This is a genomic window from Streptomyces sp. NBC_00820, from assembly GCF_036347055.1.
Lineage (GTDB): Bacteria > Actinomycetota > Actinomycetes > Streptomycetales > Streptomycetaceae > Streptomyces.
Genome location: NZ_CP108882.1, coordinates 439,073 through 454,888, shown reverse-complemented (window position 1 = coordinate 454,888; position 15,816 = coordinate 439,073). Strand labels below are relative to the sequence as shown.

Sequence of the window (15,816 nt, the reverse complement as noted above, 5' to 3'; positions counted from 1 at the left end):
ACGCGGTACCGACAATCATTTAGCCTCCTACTCAATGATCGAGTTTCGCTTCGGCGTTGACGACCTCGCCACCACCGCCTTCTCCTACTCCCCGTTCCAGGAGGCGGTGTTCTCGCTGCGCTCTCTGAACGACCCCGCGCGCTATCCGCACCACCGGCCCTGGCTGCGCCGCATCCGCGGCTGCCTGGACTCCCTCGATCACGAGGTGCTCAGCGCTTTGGTCGCCCCTTGGCGGTCGGTGCCGGACTTTCTCACCCCGCGACCCGTCCGGGTCCGCCCGGTCTTCGCCGACGAGTTGGAGCAGGTGTGCGCCACTCCGCCCGGCGTCGTCGCCGCCGACTTCCGCGCCACCTATCGCACCGAGGGCGCGCTGCCGCCGGTCGTCGCCCATGGCCTCGCCGATCCCGCCGCACTCCTCGCCCGGACCGCCGACGCGCTCGACACCTATTGGCACACCTGTCTGGTCACCGACTGGTGGCCACGCGTGCAGAGCATTATGGAGGCCGATCTCGCCTATCAGGGACGGACGTTGGCGGAACAAGGCGCCGGTGCGATGCTGTCCGGGATCGATTCACGGCTCACCTGGACCGGCGGCCATCTGCGGCTGCGCACCGGGCGCCCCAATGCGCAGGCTCCGCGCCACGGAACGGGGATCAGTATCGCCGGGCGCGGCATGGTGCTGCTGCCCACGTTGTTCGCCCGGGGTGCCCAGGCGCTGATCGACTCCACGCGGCCGCCGATGCTCTTCTACCCGGCCCGCGGCCGCGCCACCCTCTCCGAGGAACCGCCCCCGGTCACCGACCAGGCCCTCGTACGGCTCCTCGGCCGCCCCCGCGCCCGGCTATTGCTCCTGCTGGCGGAACCCGCGTCCACCACGGAACTCGCCCACCGCCTCGACGTCACCCCCGGCGCCGTCAGCCAGCACCTCGCCGTCCTCTACGACGCCGGCCTGCTCAGCCGCACCCGCAGCGGCCGCACCGTCCGGTACGCCCGGACCCGACTGGGCGGCGAACTGTGCCATTAGAGGGCGTCTGAATGGGTTGTCAGCGGGGCATACGGGCAGGTAGCGGGCGGCCTGGGGTTTCTTCATCGTTCGCTGAACGTGACGTGATTTCGATGACGCATCATGTGGAGTGCGTTGCGATCCTTGAGCCTGCCGAAAAGGGCCGCTCCAGCCTCGGGCGCCGCTCGACGACCTTGTCGCCCGGCGAGGCGCAGCGCCTGCGGATCGCCACCCAGCTGCGCTCGGGGCTGTTCGGCGTCGTCTACGTCCTCGACGAACCCTCCGCGGGCCTGCACCCGGCCGACGCGGAACCGCTGCTGGACGTGCTGGACCGCCTCAAGGCGGCGGGCAACTCGCTGTTCGTCGTGGAGCACGACATGGACGTCGTACGGCGGGCTGACTGGGTGGTCGACATCGGCCCAGGCGCCGGCGAGGGCGGAGGACGCGTGCTGTACAGCGGCCCGGTCGCCGGTCTTGAGCGGGTCCGGGAGTCGGCCACGAGCCAGTACCTGTTCGGGCGCGCCCAGCCGCTCGATCACCGCCCGCGCACACCGGACGGCTGGCTGCACCTGAGCGGCGTCTCCCGCCACAATCTGCGCGACGTGTCCGTCGCCGTACCGCTCTGCGTGCTGACGGCGGTGACGGGCGTGTCCGGTTCCGGAAAGTCGACGCTGGTGACGCAGGTGCTCGCCGAGGTCGTCCGCGGCCACCTGGGACTCGCACTCGAGGAGCCGCGAGGCGCGGCTGGAGGTCGACGTCCAGGACGCGTCGGGGGTCGAGTCGTTCGACCGGCTGGTCCTGGTCGACCAACGGCCCATCGGGCGGACTCCCCGGTCCAACCTGGCCACGTACACGGGGATGTTCGACGCGGTGCGAAAGCTGTACGCGGCGACGGACGAGGCCAGGGCGCGCGGCTACTCGGCCGGGCGGTTCTCCTTCAACGTGCCCGAAGGACGGTGCGAGACCTGCCAGGGCGAAGGATTCGTCGCGGTGGAACTGCTGTTCCTGCCCGCCACCTACGCGCCGTGCCCGACCTGCGAGGGCGCCCGGTACAACGCCGAAACGCTGGAAGTCACCTACCGCGGCAAGAACATCGCGGAAGTGCTGGCCGTTCCGCACGGAGCCGCCGCAGGCTGCCCTCGCAGGCGGCGACGGTGCCCTTCCGGTCGGCGTGGCCGGGCAGCACCTTGCTGACGAGGAAGACCTCCTCCCGGCGTCCCCGCAGGGCCTCCCCGATGAGCTCCTCGGCCGCGCCGTCGCCGTACATCTCCGCCGTGTCGACGACGGTCATGCCCAGGTCCACGCCCAGCCGCAGCGCGGCCATCTCCTGCTCACGCCGGGCCGGGTCCTCGCCCAGGTACCAGGTGCCCTGCCCGAGCGCCGCGATCTCCTCACCGGAGGGGAGCGCGATCGTTCTGGCCGATACCGCAGACATCTCGGGCCTCCCGTCCGCCGCGGATCCATGTCACGCGCGCCCGCACCGAGTGCCCAGGTCCGCGCCCCCAGACAACCGGTGTCGCGTGGGCCGCAGGGAGGTCAGGAGGGGCGAGCGGACTGCGCCGAGAGCTCGCCGGGACCGGGTGCGCGGTCGCGCAACGCGACGGCGACCGACACGATGGCGCCGCAGGAGAGGACAGCCGCGAAACCGATCATCGCGGTCTGCACGGCGAAATGCCGCAGGGCGATGCTGAACAGGACGGACGGCAGGCCCCTCCCCAGGTACGCGACGACGAAGAACACGGCGAGGACCCCCGCGCGTGAGGCGGGCTCGGCCACTGAGACGGCACGTTCGACGCCTCCCTTGAACAGCAGCCCAGAGCCGCCTCCTGACAGGGACACGGCGACCAGGTAGAGCCAGAGCGCCGGGTGTACAGGGCGACGGCGCACAGGACCAGGCCGACCGGGAAGACCACTGCCCCCACGGTCAGGAGCCGGGGCAGTGGAAGGCGACCCAGCACCAGCTGGACGGCCGCCGCGGAACCGAACATGAGGAAGGCCGCCAGGCCGACCACGAGGTGCGAGTCGGTGTGCAGGGTGCCATGGAGCACGCTCGCCCCGAGGGAGGAGATCGGGCCGAGGATCGCGAAGGCGAAGGCGCCCAGCGCGCCGGCCGCGCCGAACGTCCGCCGGCCGCCGGGGCGCAGGACGAACCTGCTGCACGATGCAGGCGACGACCGTCAGTTGTCCGAACTGCGGGCGCACCAACCGGGTACCCGTGGCCGCGGAGGGCCGCCCCGAGTGCGGCCACTGCAAGCAGCCCCTACCGTGGATGGTGGACGCGGGCGACGACGACTTCATCGAGGTCGCCGAGCGGGCCGACGTCCCCGTAGTGGTGGACCTGTGGGCCACCTGGTGCGGCCCCTGCCGCATGGTCAGCCCCGCGCTCGAGAGGGTCGCCTCCGATCTCGCGGGCCGAATCAGACTCGTCAAGGTCGACGTCGACAAGAACCCGCGGCTGTCGCAGCGTTTCGAGGTCCAGGCGGTACCGACACTGCTCGTCCTCGACCGGGGCCGGACGGTAGCCCGGCAGGCGGGTGCGGCGCCCGCCCCCGCTCTGCGCCAGTGGGTCGAACAGTCGATAGCGGCCCGGGAAAGGTGATCCGGATGACCCTGCACGCAGACCCTCACCTCGCGCTTGTCCGGCCGGTCCAGCCGCTGACCCCGGAAGGGTGTCAGGAGTGTCTGCTGCTCGGCTCCCCGTGGGTCCACCTGAGGCTCTGCCTGACCTGCGGGCACGTCGGCTGCTGTGACTCCTCGCCGAACAAGCACGCGCGTAAGCACGCGGCTGCCGACGCCCATCCGATCGTGCAGTCGTTCCAGCCCGGCGAGGAATGGCGCTGGTGCTACGTCCACGAGGCGTTCGTCTGATGTCCGGCGACCAGCCGCTGCCGGGCGAAGAACCGGTGCCGGAGGAAGCGGACGAGGCCGTGTTCTGGGAGACCCCGGACATCTACGGCGCGTATCCGCGCCTTACGGAGGACCAGACGGAACGTCTGGCGGAGCACGGGCAACGCCGGAGCACGGCTGCGAACGACGTGCTGATCCGGGAGGGGGAGCGCTGCGAGACGCTCTTCGTCGTCCTCAGCGGTACCGTCGCCGTGGTCGAGGACTACGGCACTCCCGAGGAGCACGTGCTGCGCGTGCACGGCCCCGGTCGCTTCATCGGCGAACTCGGGCTGCTGCACGGACAGGTGGCCTTCTACACCGCAGTCGTCAGGGAGCCGGGCGAGGTCCTCGTCGTCTCCTTGGACCAGTTGCGCCACCTGGTGTCCCAGGACTCCACCATCGGGGACGTCGTGCTGCGCGCCTGTCTGGGCCGTCGCGCGCTGCTCGTCGAACAGGGCGCCGGCTTCCGCATCATCGGCTCGCGCTACTCGCCCGACACCAGGCGGCTGCGTGAGTTCGCCGTCCGCAACCGGCTGCCGCACCGCTGGATCGACCTGGAGACCGACAAGGAGGCCGAGGACCTGCTGCGCCGCTTCGGCGTCGGCCCGGAGGAGACACCGCTCGTCATCTGGCGGGACACCACCCTCTTGCGCAACCCCAGCAACGCGGAACTGGCCCGGCTCATCGGCCTGCCGTCACTGCCCGCCGGAAACCGTCACGGCGACGTCCTGATCGTCGGCTCCGGACCCGCCGGACTCGCTGCCGCGGTGTACGCGGCCTCCGAGGGCCTGAGCACCACCGTGGTGGAGGCGATGGCCACCGGCGGCCAGGCCGGCACGTCGTCCCGCATCGAGAATCTGCTCGGCTTCCCCGCCGGCATCTCCGGCGCCGAACTCACCGAACGCGCCGTGCTGCAGGCCGACAAGTTCGGCGCCGGAATCAGCATTCCGGTGGAGGTGACCGGTCTCCGTCCCGAGGACGAGGACCATTACGCGGTGACGTTCGCCGACGGCAGCGAGATCGCCGCCCGCGCCGTCGTCCTGGCCACGGGGGCCCGCTACCGCCGGCTCCAGGTTCCCGGCATCGAACGCCTGGAGGGAACGAGCGTCCACTACTCGGCGTCCGTCTACGAGGCCCAGCAGTGCCGCACCGACCCGGTGGCCGTCGTCGGCGGAGGCAATTCGGCGGGCCAGGCGGTGCTGTTCCTCGCCGGGTACGCGCCGAAGGTGTACCTGCTCGTCCGAGGACCCAGCCTCGAGGCCAGCATGTCCCGCTACCTGGTCGACCAGGTCGAGCGCCATCCGCGGGTGGAGGTCATGCTGCACACCGAGGTCACCGAGGTCATCGGCGAGGAGGTGCTGGAGGAGCTCGACGTGGTCGACAACCGCACGGGCGGGCACCGCCGACTCGCGGTACGGGGCCTGTTCGTCTTCACCGGCGCCGACCCCCACACCGAGTGGCTCGCCGGCATCGTCGCCCTCGACTCCCGCGGCTTCGTCCTCACCGGCCCGGAGGCCCAGGAAGCCTGCGCCTACCCCGAGGTGTGGCACGGCCGCGGGCGCTCGTGCATGACCCTGGAGACCAGCCTGCCCGGGGTCTTCGCGGCAGGGGACGTCCGTAGCGGCTCGGTGAAGCGGGTGGCCTCGGCGGCCGGTGAGGGCGCGATGGCCATCCACTTCGTGCACCGGCACCTGGGGTACTCGGCCGCACCCGGCACCACGGGCACGTCCGCTGCCGGGGGCGGCTCGGACGCCTCCCCACGCATACGTCACAAGGAGTCCGCATGGCTCGCCTGACGAACGGCTGGCTCCTCCCCGGTTCGTGCCCATCGCGGAAGTCAGCTCTCGGGTTCCCCCTTCGCTGCCTGAACGTCCTGGTCCAGGTTGGCGCCGCATTGGCAGTAGGACAGTTTGACCAGTTCACCATCCTCGGACACCGCCATGCCCCGGCTGAACGACGGAGTGACCGGCCTGATCCGCCAGGCGCCCGACGAACTGCCGGAAGCACTGGAGGCCGTGGGGGATCTCAACCCGGCGCAATGCCGCAAGAGCGTCGTGGACCGGTTCCAGCCGGACACCGTGGCCGGCTACGAGACGGTGTAGCTGCGGCTGGCCACTGTAGAACCCAAGCCTCCGGCAGCATCCGCCGATAAACAGGCCGCCGCTGCGGCCAAAGAGCTGCAGCCCGTCGCCTGGGACCCCTGCATGCGCGGATATGGCGCTGCAGATGTGCGGCCATACCCGCCGCTTCCCGGAGACTGAGCTACGTTCGGCAACCACCGACGTCATCGTCTGCGTCCTCGCAGTGCCGGCGCCACCGCTGCGCCCTCCGGCTCTTGCGGTCACGGATCAGGGGGCTGCCATTCGAACATCAAAATCGTGGCGTCGTCGCTGAGTTTGTTGTGCCGATGCTCGAGGATGGCATGGATGAGCAGGCGCAGCACTTCCGGGGCGCTCTGCCCCGCTGCGGTCGACCGGATGATGTAGTCGGTGAAGCGCTCCAGGCCGAACTCTTCGCCTGCCTCGTCGCGTGACTCCACGACGCCGTCTGAGTAGAGCAGTATTCGGTCACCGGGTTCGAGGCTGACCTCGTGCACCTGACGGGCGGTCCCGGCGAGACTGGCGGGCAGACCCAACGGAGGCTCAGGAGGCCGCTCCAAGGCATGGTGGAGCAGGCGGTGGCGACGGATGAGCAACGGAGGCGGGTGGCCGCAGTTGCACCAGCGCAGCACACCGGTGGGCATGTGCAAATGGGTGAAGACACCTGTGCAGAACTGCTCCGGAAGCCACTTCGCCAGCGCCTCGTCCACGGTGCCCGCGAGTTCGTTGAGGTCTGCCCCGCTGCGCCGGGCGTTACGGCAGCCTGCCATGGCCACAGAGGTGGCAAGTCCGGACGCCAGGTTGTGCCCCATGCCGTCAAGGATTGTGGCGTGCAGAACGTCCTCGGTGAACGCGTGGTCGAAAGCGTCACCACCCAGTTCGTACGCAGGCTCCAGAACCGCCGTCGAAACGACCCGCCCGGTGCCGATCGACCGGGGAGGGAGAAAAGCCCTCACCATCTCCGTGGGCAGGTGCATCGGCCTGGTACGCATGCGCTGTGCGATGGTGTCGCTGTAGGTGCGCTTGGATGTGATGATCAGTGCCAGGAGCAGCGCCGTCGTTCGACAGCGCCGTAGCTTGAGCCCGTCCAGGGTGCTCATGTCCAGCTCCACGACACCCAGCCGCTCCGCTCCGTCGGCCAGGGGCAGCCATACGGTCAGCCCGCCGGAGGAGCCTTCTTCCACTCGGAGAGAGTCGGTGCGGTAGGCCCATCCGGCCAGCGAAGTGTCGAGCTCCAGTTCCGGCTCGCCTTCGACAAGCGGCACCAGCAGTCTTTGCTGGATGTCCACCAGATAGATAACGGCCCTGCCCAGATCCATGGCCTCGGCATACCGGTTCAGGACCACGGGCAGTTCCGCAGGTGATGCCAGCTGGGCTGCTCTGACCAGTTCCTCCAGCAGCCGCTCCCCGGACCTGACGGACATGTTCCTGTCCATGCCTTCGATGATCCCCGCGAGGTCGAGCCGCCACAATCTGAACTCTCCGGCACCCGGGATGTGGGCCGATCAGCCTGGGGTGCTGGGGCTTGCCCTTGCGGACAGGTCGGGCTTCGGGATCGGCTGACGACACCAGCCGGTCGGGGATCCTGCGGATGCACGCAAGCCGCACGACGGTCTGCTCCAGCGGCCGGCTCACCGACCAGGTGCGTCAGCCGCCCCAAGGGCTGTTTGCCCAGCGCGCGTGGGGCGTTGCGCTCCACCGCAGACGAGTTCGACGTGGACGTGGCGCTGCAGCGCGGGCTCTGGACCGCCTGGCGCTGTTAGCTGGCGATGGATCATCACGGTCATGACGGCAACAGGGCGTTGCCGGACTCCGGGATCAGCGCTCCGATCACACCGAGGGCCGCTCCCCTCAGCCGGTGGGCGGCGCGCATCAGGCCAAGCATGGGCAGCGACATCAGCGCGATGTGCTCCGGCGACCCGATCATGGCAATGGCGGGGGCGGGAGTTGTCCCAGTAGGGCAGGTCCGTCACCCTGCTTCAGTCGCTTCGCAACCTCCGCCGGCCATCCCGGATCGGCCATGAGAACGACGACGAGCCGCGGCCGCTGGGGGTGAACAGGCGGGGTTGGGGTGCGGTCATCGATTGCCCCGCACGCGAGGGTGCCGGTTTGTGAGTGCAGGTCGGCCGGGGTCGCACGCCCGCCGAGCGCAGCGCAGCCAGGAGGCGGCGGCGCGGCCGACGCGACCCGGCAGGGCGTTCCGGCTAGGCTCACACCCGTGACGTGGCTGCGGGCCTTCGGGGAGGTCGTGCGATCCGGGCTCACGATCGAGGAGACGCGGCTGGAGCCTCTGCTCGCGTTGCGCACGGCTGCTGGGGTGGCGATCGTCATCGGGTCGGCGCTGTGGCTGGTCTCCCCTGCGTATGCCGCGTCCGCCGCCCTCGGTGCCTACTCCGCGGGTGGGGCCACCTTCCAGCGCACCTGGCGTCCACGCAAGGTGATCGCGCTCGGCGCGGGCGCGGGTCTGGCGCTCAGCACCTTCGTGGGCTACCTGGCGGCGGGGCGACTCGTGACGTTCCTCCCGCTGCTGGCCGTATGGGCCTTTGCCGCGGGGATGGCGTGGGCCGTCGGATCGACCGCTGGGATCGTCGCAGCGACGACGGTCGGCAGCATGCTGGTGACCATCACCCTTCCCACGAGCGTCGGGCGAGCCCTGGAGCACGCCGGGGTCATCGCGCTCGGAGGCGTGGTGCAGGCCGTGCTGATCCTGCTGTTCCCGATCCGCCGTTGGGGGGCGCATCGTGACGCGCTCGCCGACGCCCTGGCCGCCGTGGCGGACTACGCCCGCCGGCTGCGGCACGACCCGACCGCCCCGTTCGACCCGGAGCCGTTGATGACGGCCCGGGACGCGGCCGCCGTTACGCCGTCACAGGCCCGCACCCGTCCCTCCGTCCTCCACGGCCCCCGGGGGCTCGCCGAGCGCATTCGGCCGGTCGTCGCCGCGCTCGCCGACCCGGATGTCGGCGCCCCGGCGGAGGGACCCGGGCGGGACCGCGCGCGGGAGTTGCTCGACGCGGCCGCCGACGTCCTGGACGCGGCCGCCCGTTCGATCCGCCGCGGCACTCCCGCCGAGGTGCGGCCCGGGAGCACGGATGTCCTGCGCGTCGACGAGGAGCACGAGGTACTGGAGGGCCCCGCGCGGCAGGCCGCCGAGCGGCTCGTGGAACTGCTCGGCGAGGCGTTGGAGGTCGCCGGGAGCGGCGGCACCTCCGCGAGGACGCCCCCGCCGCCCGGCCCCGCGGGCGCCCAGTTCCTGGTGCGCCCGACAATGTTCCGGCTGGTCCCGGTCGTCGTCCGGGCGGTCCGCCGTGAGCTCCGCCGGGACTCGCCCGTGTTCCGGCACGCCGTCCGCCTCGCGGCGGTGGCCACGCTCGGCTATCTGATCGCCGCCCGGCTGCCCCTGGGACACGGCTACTGGGCGCCCGTCGCCTCGGTGATGGTGATGCGGCCGGACTTCCACCGGACGTACGCGCGTGCGGTGGCCCGTCTCGCCGGGACCCTTGCGGGGGTCGCGTTCGCCAGCGGGATGGTGCGCGCCCTGGGCCCGGACGCCCATGTGTTCGGCGCACTGGCGGTGGTCTCGGCGGGCTTGTCGTACACGCTGATCCGTACCGGCTACGCCTACTCGCAGTGCTTCACTGCCGCGTACGTCGTCTTCCTGCTCGGCATGGGCGGCCAGACATGGGAGCAGACGGTCCCGGAGCGGGTGGTGCTCACCCTGCTCGGCGGGGCCCTGGCAATGCTGGCCTACGTGGTGTTCCCCGCGTGGGAGACGCCCCGGCTGCCGTCCCGGCTTGCGGACTGGCTCGCCGCCAACGGCCACTACGCGGCCGCGGTGCTCCGCAACCACGCCGAACCGACCCCGGAACATCACGCCGACATGCGCCGGGCACTGCTGGCGAGCAGGGAGGCACGTGCCGCCTGGCAGGAGGCGTACGACCGGGCAAGACAGGAACCGGTCCGCCCCAGGGGTCTGACATCGCGCGAGGCGCAGGAGGCGCAGGAGGCACTCAAGGAGTTCGGCCGGGCGGCGATGCTCATGGAGAGCCACGTCCCGCGGGCCGACGGCCGTTTCGTCCCTGAGGCTGAGCGGTTCGCCGAGGCCCTTGAGGCGGACACCGCGCAGGCGGCAGTCGACGTGCGCGAGCACAGAAATCCGGACTGGGGGCGCGTGGAGGAGGCGCTTCATGCGTGGGAGGGCGCCGCCGCCGGGGACCGTAGCCCGGTGGTGCGGCGTGAGGCGGAACTGCAAAAACGGGCCTTGGAGGACCTCGCGACGGCCGTGAGCCGCACACCCCTGGAACGGGACGTCGGCTCTGCTCGCGAGGAGCAGCGGGTACGGGCGGCCGCGGCTGCGGAAGGCGATGGATCAGGACCCGCGCGCCGGGGTCGGTGACGGCTCCGGCGGCGGGGAGCGCCGCGCCTCCTGGAGCGGGAGGTAGTCTCCCGGCCGCGTCGAGCGCCGCCACACGTACGCCGCTGTCGCCATCACGAGGATCAACCCCGCCAGGATGAGCAGTTCGATCCCCTCGACGTTCCACCGGAAGGACTTCTCCGCCTCGGCCGTCACGATGAGCACCTTGCGGATGCCGGCAACCAGGCCGACGACGAGGAACGGCTCCGCGTCGAGGGTCTGGTTCCTGATGGTGAGGCGGACGGTGTGGAGCAGCTCGGCCACGATGAACAGCACGAGGCTGTTGTCCAGGGCGGAGAGAACGACCGTCTCCTCGTGGTACGGCCCCTGGATCGACCTGATGACGTCGTGGACGACCCCGACGGTCAGGAGCCCCGCGAGCAGTACGAGGAGCGCCGCGACGACGAGGTGGATGCCGTCCTCGACGAGCTGCAGGAGGCCCTGTACCCGGCCGCCCTCGATCTTCGGGAGAATGGGTCGCACAGTCAGCATGCTAGGGGTGCCCCGGCTCGCAGGCGCGTCGGGCTGCCGAACGGGTGGGCGGGCGGATCCCTCCCTGTGGTGGTGGCCCGGGGAAGCGGCGAGGCGCGACATCACCGATGACCTACCCGGCGGCAGGACAAGGGTGTATGAGGAGCCCGACGCGGACACGACAGGGCATGGGGCATCGGCGTCTTCCTCACCGACCTGTTGAGCCGGATGGAGCGCAACCCGGTCAGCACCGAGGTCGAACCCGAGCACAGGGTCGCACCAGGACGAAGAGCCGCCGACCTTCACCGAACTCGCCCTGCGGTGGGAGACGGACGGCCGTCTCGTACCGGGCCGGCCGGATGAGGAGTGGGCGATCCTTGCCCGCTGTCATCCCTGGCCTGGTCGCTGACCGCGCGGTGCGGGCGCCGCGTTCCTGGGCTGCCGCCGGCCCGGCAGCGTCAGTGCACACCCGCCCGGCCGCCACCGTGTCCCAGCGCGCGGGTGCAGCACGAAGCCCTGGTCCCGGGCGGACCAGGGCTTCGATCGGCGGTCGGGAAGGGGAGACGGGTATCGCGCGGCCCCGGCGCCCGTGGCACGAGTCCCGTGGGGTCTTTGCAACCCGTGTACACGTCACCGTGACGAACGCGCCCGGCGCCGGATGGACACGGCGCGCTCAGGCGGCGGGGGTGAGTTCGGCGCAGCCGAACAGCCGTGAACATGGCGAACCTTCCTGCTCGGAGCACCAGGACCTTGACGCTGGTGTCGGACGACGGTCAGGTCGCGGTCGACAGAGGCGCTCCGGGCTCCGGTTGAGTGGCGGCGGTGGGAGTCGTGCGCACCGTCAGGATTGGGCAGTATCCGCCAGGGGGAGCCTGTGTCCTGCGGACCGCTGACTGACGCGGGACCCCTGTGGTGTAGCGGCCGTTGTTCGAGAGCCGGAGAAACTTCAGGGATGGAGTTGATGCACGGTGGAACGACGCATGCCGGTGGCGACGCACTGGGGCAGTTTCGTAGCCGTGGTCGATTCGGGTCAGCTGGTGCGCATTGAGCCCCGGGGTGATGACCCCGCGCCGTCGCCGATCGGCCCGGGCATGGTGACGGCTGCTGAGGACAGTGCGCGTGTGCTGCGTCCCGCGGTGCGCAAAGGGTGGCTCAATGGCTTGCCGCGCGCCGATGAAACGGCCAGAGGTGCGGACGCCTTCGTAGAGGTCAGCTGGGACGACGCGCTCACGCTGGTGAGCGAGGAATTGCGCCAAGTGCGCGCACAGCACGGGGACAGCGCGGTGTTCGGCGGCTCGTACGGCTGGGCCAGTGCGGGCGGGTTCCACAATGCGCAGGGTCAGCTCCAGCGGTTCCTGGCGTTGGGCGGGGGCTACACCGACTCGCGCAACACGTACAGCACCGCCGCTCTTGAGGTCATCCTTCCGCATGTGATCGGCGGGGCTCCGTGGAGCTACCAGTCCCGGATGCCGATGTGGGACGAGATCGCCGAGAACTGTGAGCTCGTGGTGGCGTTCGGGGGGCTGGCTCTGAAGAACAGCCAGATCAACCCTGGCGGGCTGGCCCGGCACCAGACGCGGGACCTGCAGCGGAAGTGCCGTGAGGCCGGGGTGCGGTTCGTGAACGTCAGCCCGATCCGCAGTGACACCGCCGACTTCCTCGACGCCGAGTGGCTGCCGGTCATCCCCAACACCGACACGGCCTTGATGCTCGGCATCGCGCACACGATGCTGGTCGACGACTTGTACGACGAGGACTTCCTCACCCGCTGCTGCGAGGGGTTCGACCGCTTCGCCTCCTACCTGACCGGCGACGTGGACGGCGTCGTCAAGGACGCCGACTGGGCCGCGAGGATCACGGGCATCAGCCGCGACACGATCCTCGATCTCGCCCGCCGCCTGTCCACACAGCGTTCCCTCATCATGGTCAACTACGCCATACAGCGGGCGGACCACGGTGAGCAGCCGATCTGGATGTCGGTCGTGCTGGCGGCCATGGCGGGTTCGCTGGGCCGGCCCGGCTGCGGCTGGGGCGCGGGCTACGCAACGATGGACGCGACCGGTGTTGCCCCGGGCCGTCCGTCTGTGGCGTCGATGCCGCGGGTGGCCAACCCTGTCGCGGACTTCATTCCGGTCGCCCGGATCGCCGACACCCTGCTGGAACCGGGCGCGACCATCGACTACGACGGTCAGCGCCTGACCCTGCCGGACCTGCGCCTGATCTACTGGTGCGGAGGAAACCCCTTCCACCACCACCAGGATCTCCACCGCCTCACCCGGGCCTGGCAGCGCCCGGACACGGTGGTGGTCCATGAAGCCTGGTGGAACACCACGGCGAAATTCGCCGACATCGTGCTTCCCGTCGCGACCAGCCTGGAGCGTGACGACTTCGCCGCGGGGTTCTCCGACCCTCACCTCGTCGCGATGCCGAAGGTCCGCGAGCCGGCCGGCGAGGCACGCACCGACCACCAGATCTTCGCCGCCTTGGCTGCCCGGCTCGGCTATGAACGCGAGTTCACCCAGGCGCGTTCCGAGATCGAATGGGTCCGGCACCTCTACGTCCAGACGCGGGCGAACCTCGGCGACGACGCGGCCCTGCCAGACTTCGACGACTTCTGGCAACGCGCCTCCGGTGTCGAACTGCCCGCACTCGGCGGGCCGTTTCCTGGCAGCTTCGAAGCACTGCGTTCCGATCCGCAGCGCTTCCCCCTGACGACGCCGTCGGGCCGGATCGAGATCTTCTCCGAGGAGATCGACTCGTTCGGCTACGACGACTGCACCGGACATCCGACGTGGTTCGAACCGGTGGAGTGGCTTCGCGCCGACCTGGCGGACCGCTTCCCGCTGCACCTGATCTCGAATCAGCCTGCCTCACGCCTGCACAGCCAGTACGACAACGGTGGCCACAGCCTCAAGTCGAAGATCCACGGCCGCGAGCCCGTAACGATCAACCCGCAAGATGCGGCATCACGCGGTATCGAGAACGGCATGATCGTGCGCGTCTTCAACGACCGAGGCAGCTGTCTGGCGGGCGCGATCCTGTCGGACGCCGTCATGCCCGGCGTCATCCAGCTGTCCACCGGAGCGTGGTGGGACCCGGCCCAGCCGGGCCGGAGCGGAACCTTGGACCGCCACGGCAACCCGAACACCCTCACCGGGGACCGCGGGTGCTCGCGGCTGTCCCAGGGACCGAGTGCGCACAGTGCTCTCGTCGACGTCGAGGTCTACGACGGGCCGGTCGAGGAGGTACTCGCCTTCACACCACCACACCTCGAACACTGAAACGAAGCCGACTCGACGACGGGTGAGTTTGCCGTGTTCACCCTCGTCGGGCGCCCGGTAGACAGGTCCGACCGGCTCCCAGCCTCCACTCGGACGTTTGCACCGCCGTAACTGCGTGAATACGGTGCGCAGTCATGACTGCACTTCAAGATCTCAAGTACGGCCAGTGGTTCAGGGGCGCCGATGTCGACGGCGACGGGTTCATCACCCAGCACGACGTCCGCAAGATGAGCGAGCGCTACATCAGCCTCCGCGAGACCACCCCTGATGCCGAGACCGTCCGCCGGCTCACCGAGGGGATGGACCGGTTCTGGTCGAACGTCATCGCCCCGATGGATCAGGATGGTGACGGGAAGGTCGATGTGCGGGAGATGACCGAAGGCTTCAAGAGTGTCCTGACCGACCGCGCGCTCTACCCGCAGCAGATTGCGCCGGTCACCAACTGCTTCTTCGACCTCGTCGACCTCAACGGAGACGGCAAGATCGACCAGGCCGAGTTCCAGCAGATGTTCGACTCGGTCGCCGCCGTCCCCGGCGAGGACAGCGCCGCCGTTTTCGCCGCTCTGGACCTCGATGGTTCCGGCGGACTGGACCGTGACGAGTTCCACCAGGCACTCGAAGAGTTCTTCTACGGCAACGACCCCGAGGCTCCCGCCAACCACATCTTCGGCAAGGTCACCGCCTGACAGTCCCCGGATACGCCCCCGGACCCGCGCTTGTGCCAGGGCCTGCGCAGCACGCCCGCAACATACGTGGAGGTCACGCGGGTGGTGGCGCGTTGGTTATTGGAGGTGTCCCCCCGATTTGGATGCCCAGCCGGCGGCAAGTCGACCACCAGGCGGTAGAACGAGCCCGGATCCATGGATTCCGGTGAGTGGTCGACGCGCATGGGAGCGCGCTACGCGCCGCCGGCCCGGAACCGTGACGTCAGCCGGCCGCCCAGCCGGGGACCCTGGGCAGCACCTGCTCGGCGACGCGCAGCAGCGCCGCGTCGTCGGGCGTCCCGTTGTCCTGGCGCCACAGGGCGAGCTCGTACGAACCGCCGCCGTCCTCGCGGTCCCTGGCGACCAGCAGATGGCGGGCTATGCCGCCGGTACTGGTGTCGGCGTCGGTGTCGCCGCCGCCCAGCGAGAAACGGATGGCGATCGTGTGGTCCGAGTACAGCACCGCGGGGTGACCGAGCAGCGTCGTCTTCTGCGCGCTCATGCCCATGAGACCGGCCGTCTCGGCGACGGGAGCACGGTCGTCCGGCGCCGTGAGCTGCACGGAGAAGGTCTGCGTGTCGACCTCCGCCGTGGGGGTGGTGACCTTGGTGCCGTCGGGGAGGGCGAAGGAGGAGGACGAACCGTTCGCCGTCTGCGCGGTCTCGTCCGGCGCTCCGAGGAGCACCGGCAGATTCGGGCGGTTCAGCGCCGTGCACAGCCGGTGCCCGGAGACGTGCCGGGACACCCGGCGGTCGTCGTGCGAGCACGTGGCCGGCCCCTTGTCACCGGTGTTCCCCTGAAGTTCGCCCTGTGCCCACAGACCCCCGAGCGCGCCCCCGACCACCAGTACCGCCACGACGGCCTGGACCCCGGCGTTGTGACCCTTCTCGGACGCCGAACCGTCGGTCATGCCCCCCACCTCCACCGTTCCCCCGCAATGCCAGGCGGAGCCTATACG

At 70.2% G+C, this 15,816-nt stretch carries 13 protein-coding genes and 3 pseudogenes; 9 read left to right on the top strand and 7 right to left on the bottom strand.

The window, feature by feature from the left end:
• Window positions 1–34 precede the first annotated feature (34 nt).
• Window positions 35–1,024, top strand: a complete 990-nt coding sequence (locus OIB37_RS02155) for an ArsR/SmtB family transcription factor (protein ID WP_330455772.1) — start codon at window positions 35–37, stop codon at window positions 1,022–1,024.
• Window positions 1,025–1,164: 140 nt separating this feature from the next.
• Window positions 1,165–2,134: pseudogene (locus OIB37_RS02150) on the top strand (ABC transporter); the annotation flags it as partial.
• On the opposite strand, the pseudogene OIB37_RS02145 reads toward OIB37_RS02150, so the two are convergent.
• A pseudogene (locus tag OIB37_RS02145) lies at window positions 2,082–2,438 on the bottom strand (aldo/keto reductase); the annotation flags it as partial. The pseudogenes OIB37_RS02150 and OIB37_RS02145 sit on opposite strands and share 53 nt — an antisense overlap.
• A 101-nt stretch (window positions 2,439–2,539) precedes the next feature.
• Complete coding sequence (locus OIB37_RS02140; protein ID WP_330455771.1) at window positions 2,540–2,842, bottom strand: hypothetical protein; 303 nt, start codon at window positions 2,840–2,842, stop codon at window positions 2,540–2,542.
• 322 nt (window positions 2,843–3,164) lie between these two features.
• On the opposite strand from OIB37_RS02140, the gene trxA reads away from it, so the two are divergent.
• The 4 genes from trxA to OIB37_RS02120 all read left to right on the top strand — a co-directional run bounded on the left by trxA (window position 3,165) and on the right by OIB37_RS02120 (window position 5,991).
• Window positions 3,165–3,602: a thioredoxin gene (gene trxA / locus OIB37_RS02135; protein WP_330455770.1), complete on the top strand. Its 438-nt coding sequence runs from the start codon at window positions 3,165–3,167 to the stop codon at window positions 3,600–3,602.
• Between the two features lie 5 nt (window positions 3,603–3,607).
• Entirely contained in the window at window positions 3,608–3,871 is a 264-nt protein-coding gene (locus tag OIB37_RS02130; RefSeq protein ID WP_030347533.1) for a UBP-type zinc finger domain-containing protein, read from the top strand.
• Complete coding sequence (locus OIB37_RS02125) at window positions 3,871–5,685, top strand: FAD-dependent oxidoreductase (RefSeq protein WP_330455769.1); 1,815 nt, start codon at window positions 3,871–3,873, stop codon at window positions 5,683–5,685. The genes OIB37_RS02130 and OIB37_RS02125 overlap by 1 nt, the downstream gene beginning before the upstream one ends.
• Before the next feature lie 114 nt (window positions 5,686–5,799).
• Window positions 5,800–5,991: a hypothetical protein gene (locus tag OIB37_RS02120; protein WP_330455768.1), complete on the top strand. Its 192-nt coding sequence runs from the start codon at window positions 5,800–5,802 to the stop codon at window positions 5,989–5,991.
• Between the two features lie 239 nt (window positions 5,992–6,230).
• Here the strand turns inward: OIB37_RS02120 and OIB37_RS02115 are convergent, their stop codons facing one another.
• The 3 genes and pseudogenes from OIB37_RS02115 to OIB37_RS02105 all read right to left on the bottom strand — a co-directional run bounded on the left by OIB37_RS02115 (window position 6,231) and on the right by OIB37_RS02105 (window position 7,915).
• Window positions 6,231–7,424, bottom strand: coding sequence for a PP2C family protein-serine/threonine phosphatase (locus tag OIB37_RS02115; protein WP_330455767.1), 1,194 nt, complete (start codon window positions 7,422–7,424; stop codon window positions 6,231–6,233).
• Window positions 7,425–7,488: 64 nt separating this feature from the next.
• Window positions 7,489–7,693, bottom strand: a pseudogene (locus OIB37_RS02110) (ISNCY family transposase); the annotation flags it as partial.
• A gap of 78 nt (window positions 7,694–7,771) precedes the next feature.
• Complete coding sequence (locus OIB37_RS02105) at window positions 7,772–7,915, bottom strand: hypothetical protein (protein WP_330455766.1); 144 nt, start codon at window positions 7,913–7,915, stop codon at window positions 7,772–7,774.
• A 291-nt stretch (window positions 7,916–8,206) separates the two neighbouring features.
• Between OIB37_RS02105 and OIB37_RS02100 the strand changes: the two genes are divergently transcribed.
• A complete protein-coding gene (locus OIB37_RS02100; RefSeq protein ID WP_330455765.1) occupies window positions 8,207–10,384 on the top strand; it encodes an FUSC family protein in 2,178 nt (725 codons plus the stop codon).
• On the opposite strand, the gene OIB37_RS02095 is transcribed toward OIB37_RS02100, so the two are convergent.
• Window positions 10,358–10,894, bottom strand: a complete 537-nt coding sequence (locus OIB37_RS02095; RefSeq protein WP_330455764.1) for a phosphate-starvation-inducible PsiE family protein — start codon at window positions 10,892–10,894, stop codon at window positions 10,358–10,360. The two genes, OIB37_RS02100 and OIB37_RS02095, sit on opposite strands and share 27 nt — an antisense overlap.
• 959 nt (window positions 10,895–11,853) lie before the next feature.
• Here OIB37_RS02095 and OIB37_RS02090 point away from each other — a divergent pair.
• Window positions 11,854–14,154, top strand: a complete 2,301-nt coding sequence (locus OIB37_RS02090; protein ID WP_330455763.1) for a molybdopterin-dependent oxidoreductase — start codon at window positions 11,854–11,856, stop codon at window positions 14,152–14,154.
• A gap of 134 nt (window positions 14,155–14,288) precedes the next feature.
• On the top strand, window positions 14,289–14,840 hold the full coding sequence (locus tag OIB37_RS02085; protein ID WP_330455762.1) for an EF-hand domain-containing protein: 552 nt from the start codon (window positions 14,289–14,291) through the stop codon (window positions 14,838–14,840).
• Between the two features lie 241 nt (window positions 14,841–15,081).
• Here the strand turns inward: OIB37_RS02085 and OIB37_RS02080 are convergent, their stop codons facing one another.
• A complete protein-coding gene (locus OIB37_RS02080) occupies window positions 15,082–15,768 on the bottom strand; it encodes a DUF6215 domain-containing protein (protein ID WP_330455761.1) in 687 nt (228 codons plus the stop codon).
• Between the last annotated feature and the right edge of the window lie 48 nt (window positions 15,769–15,816).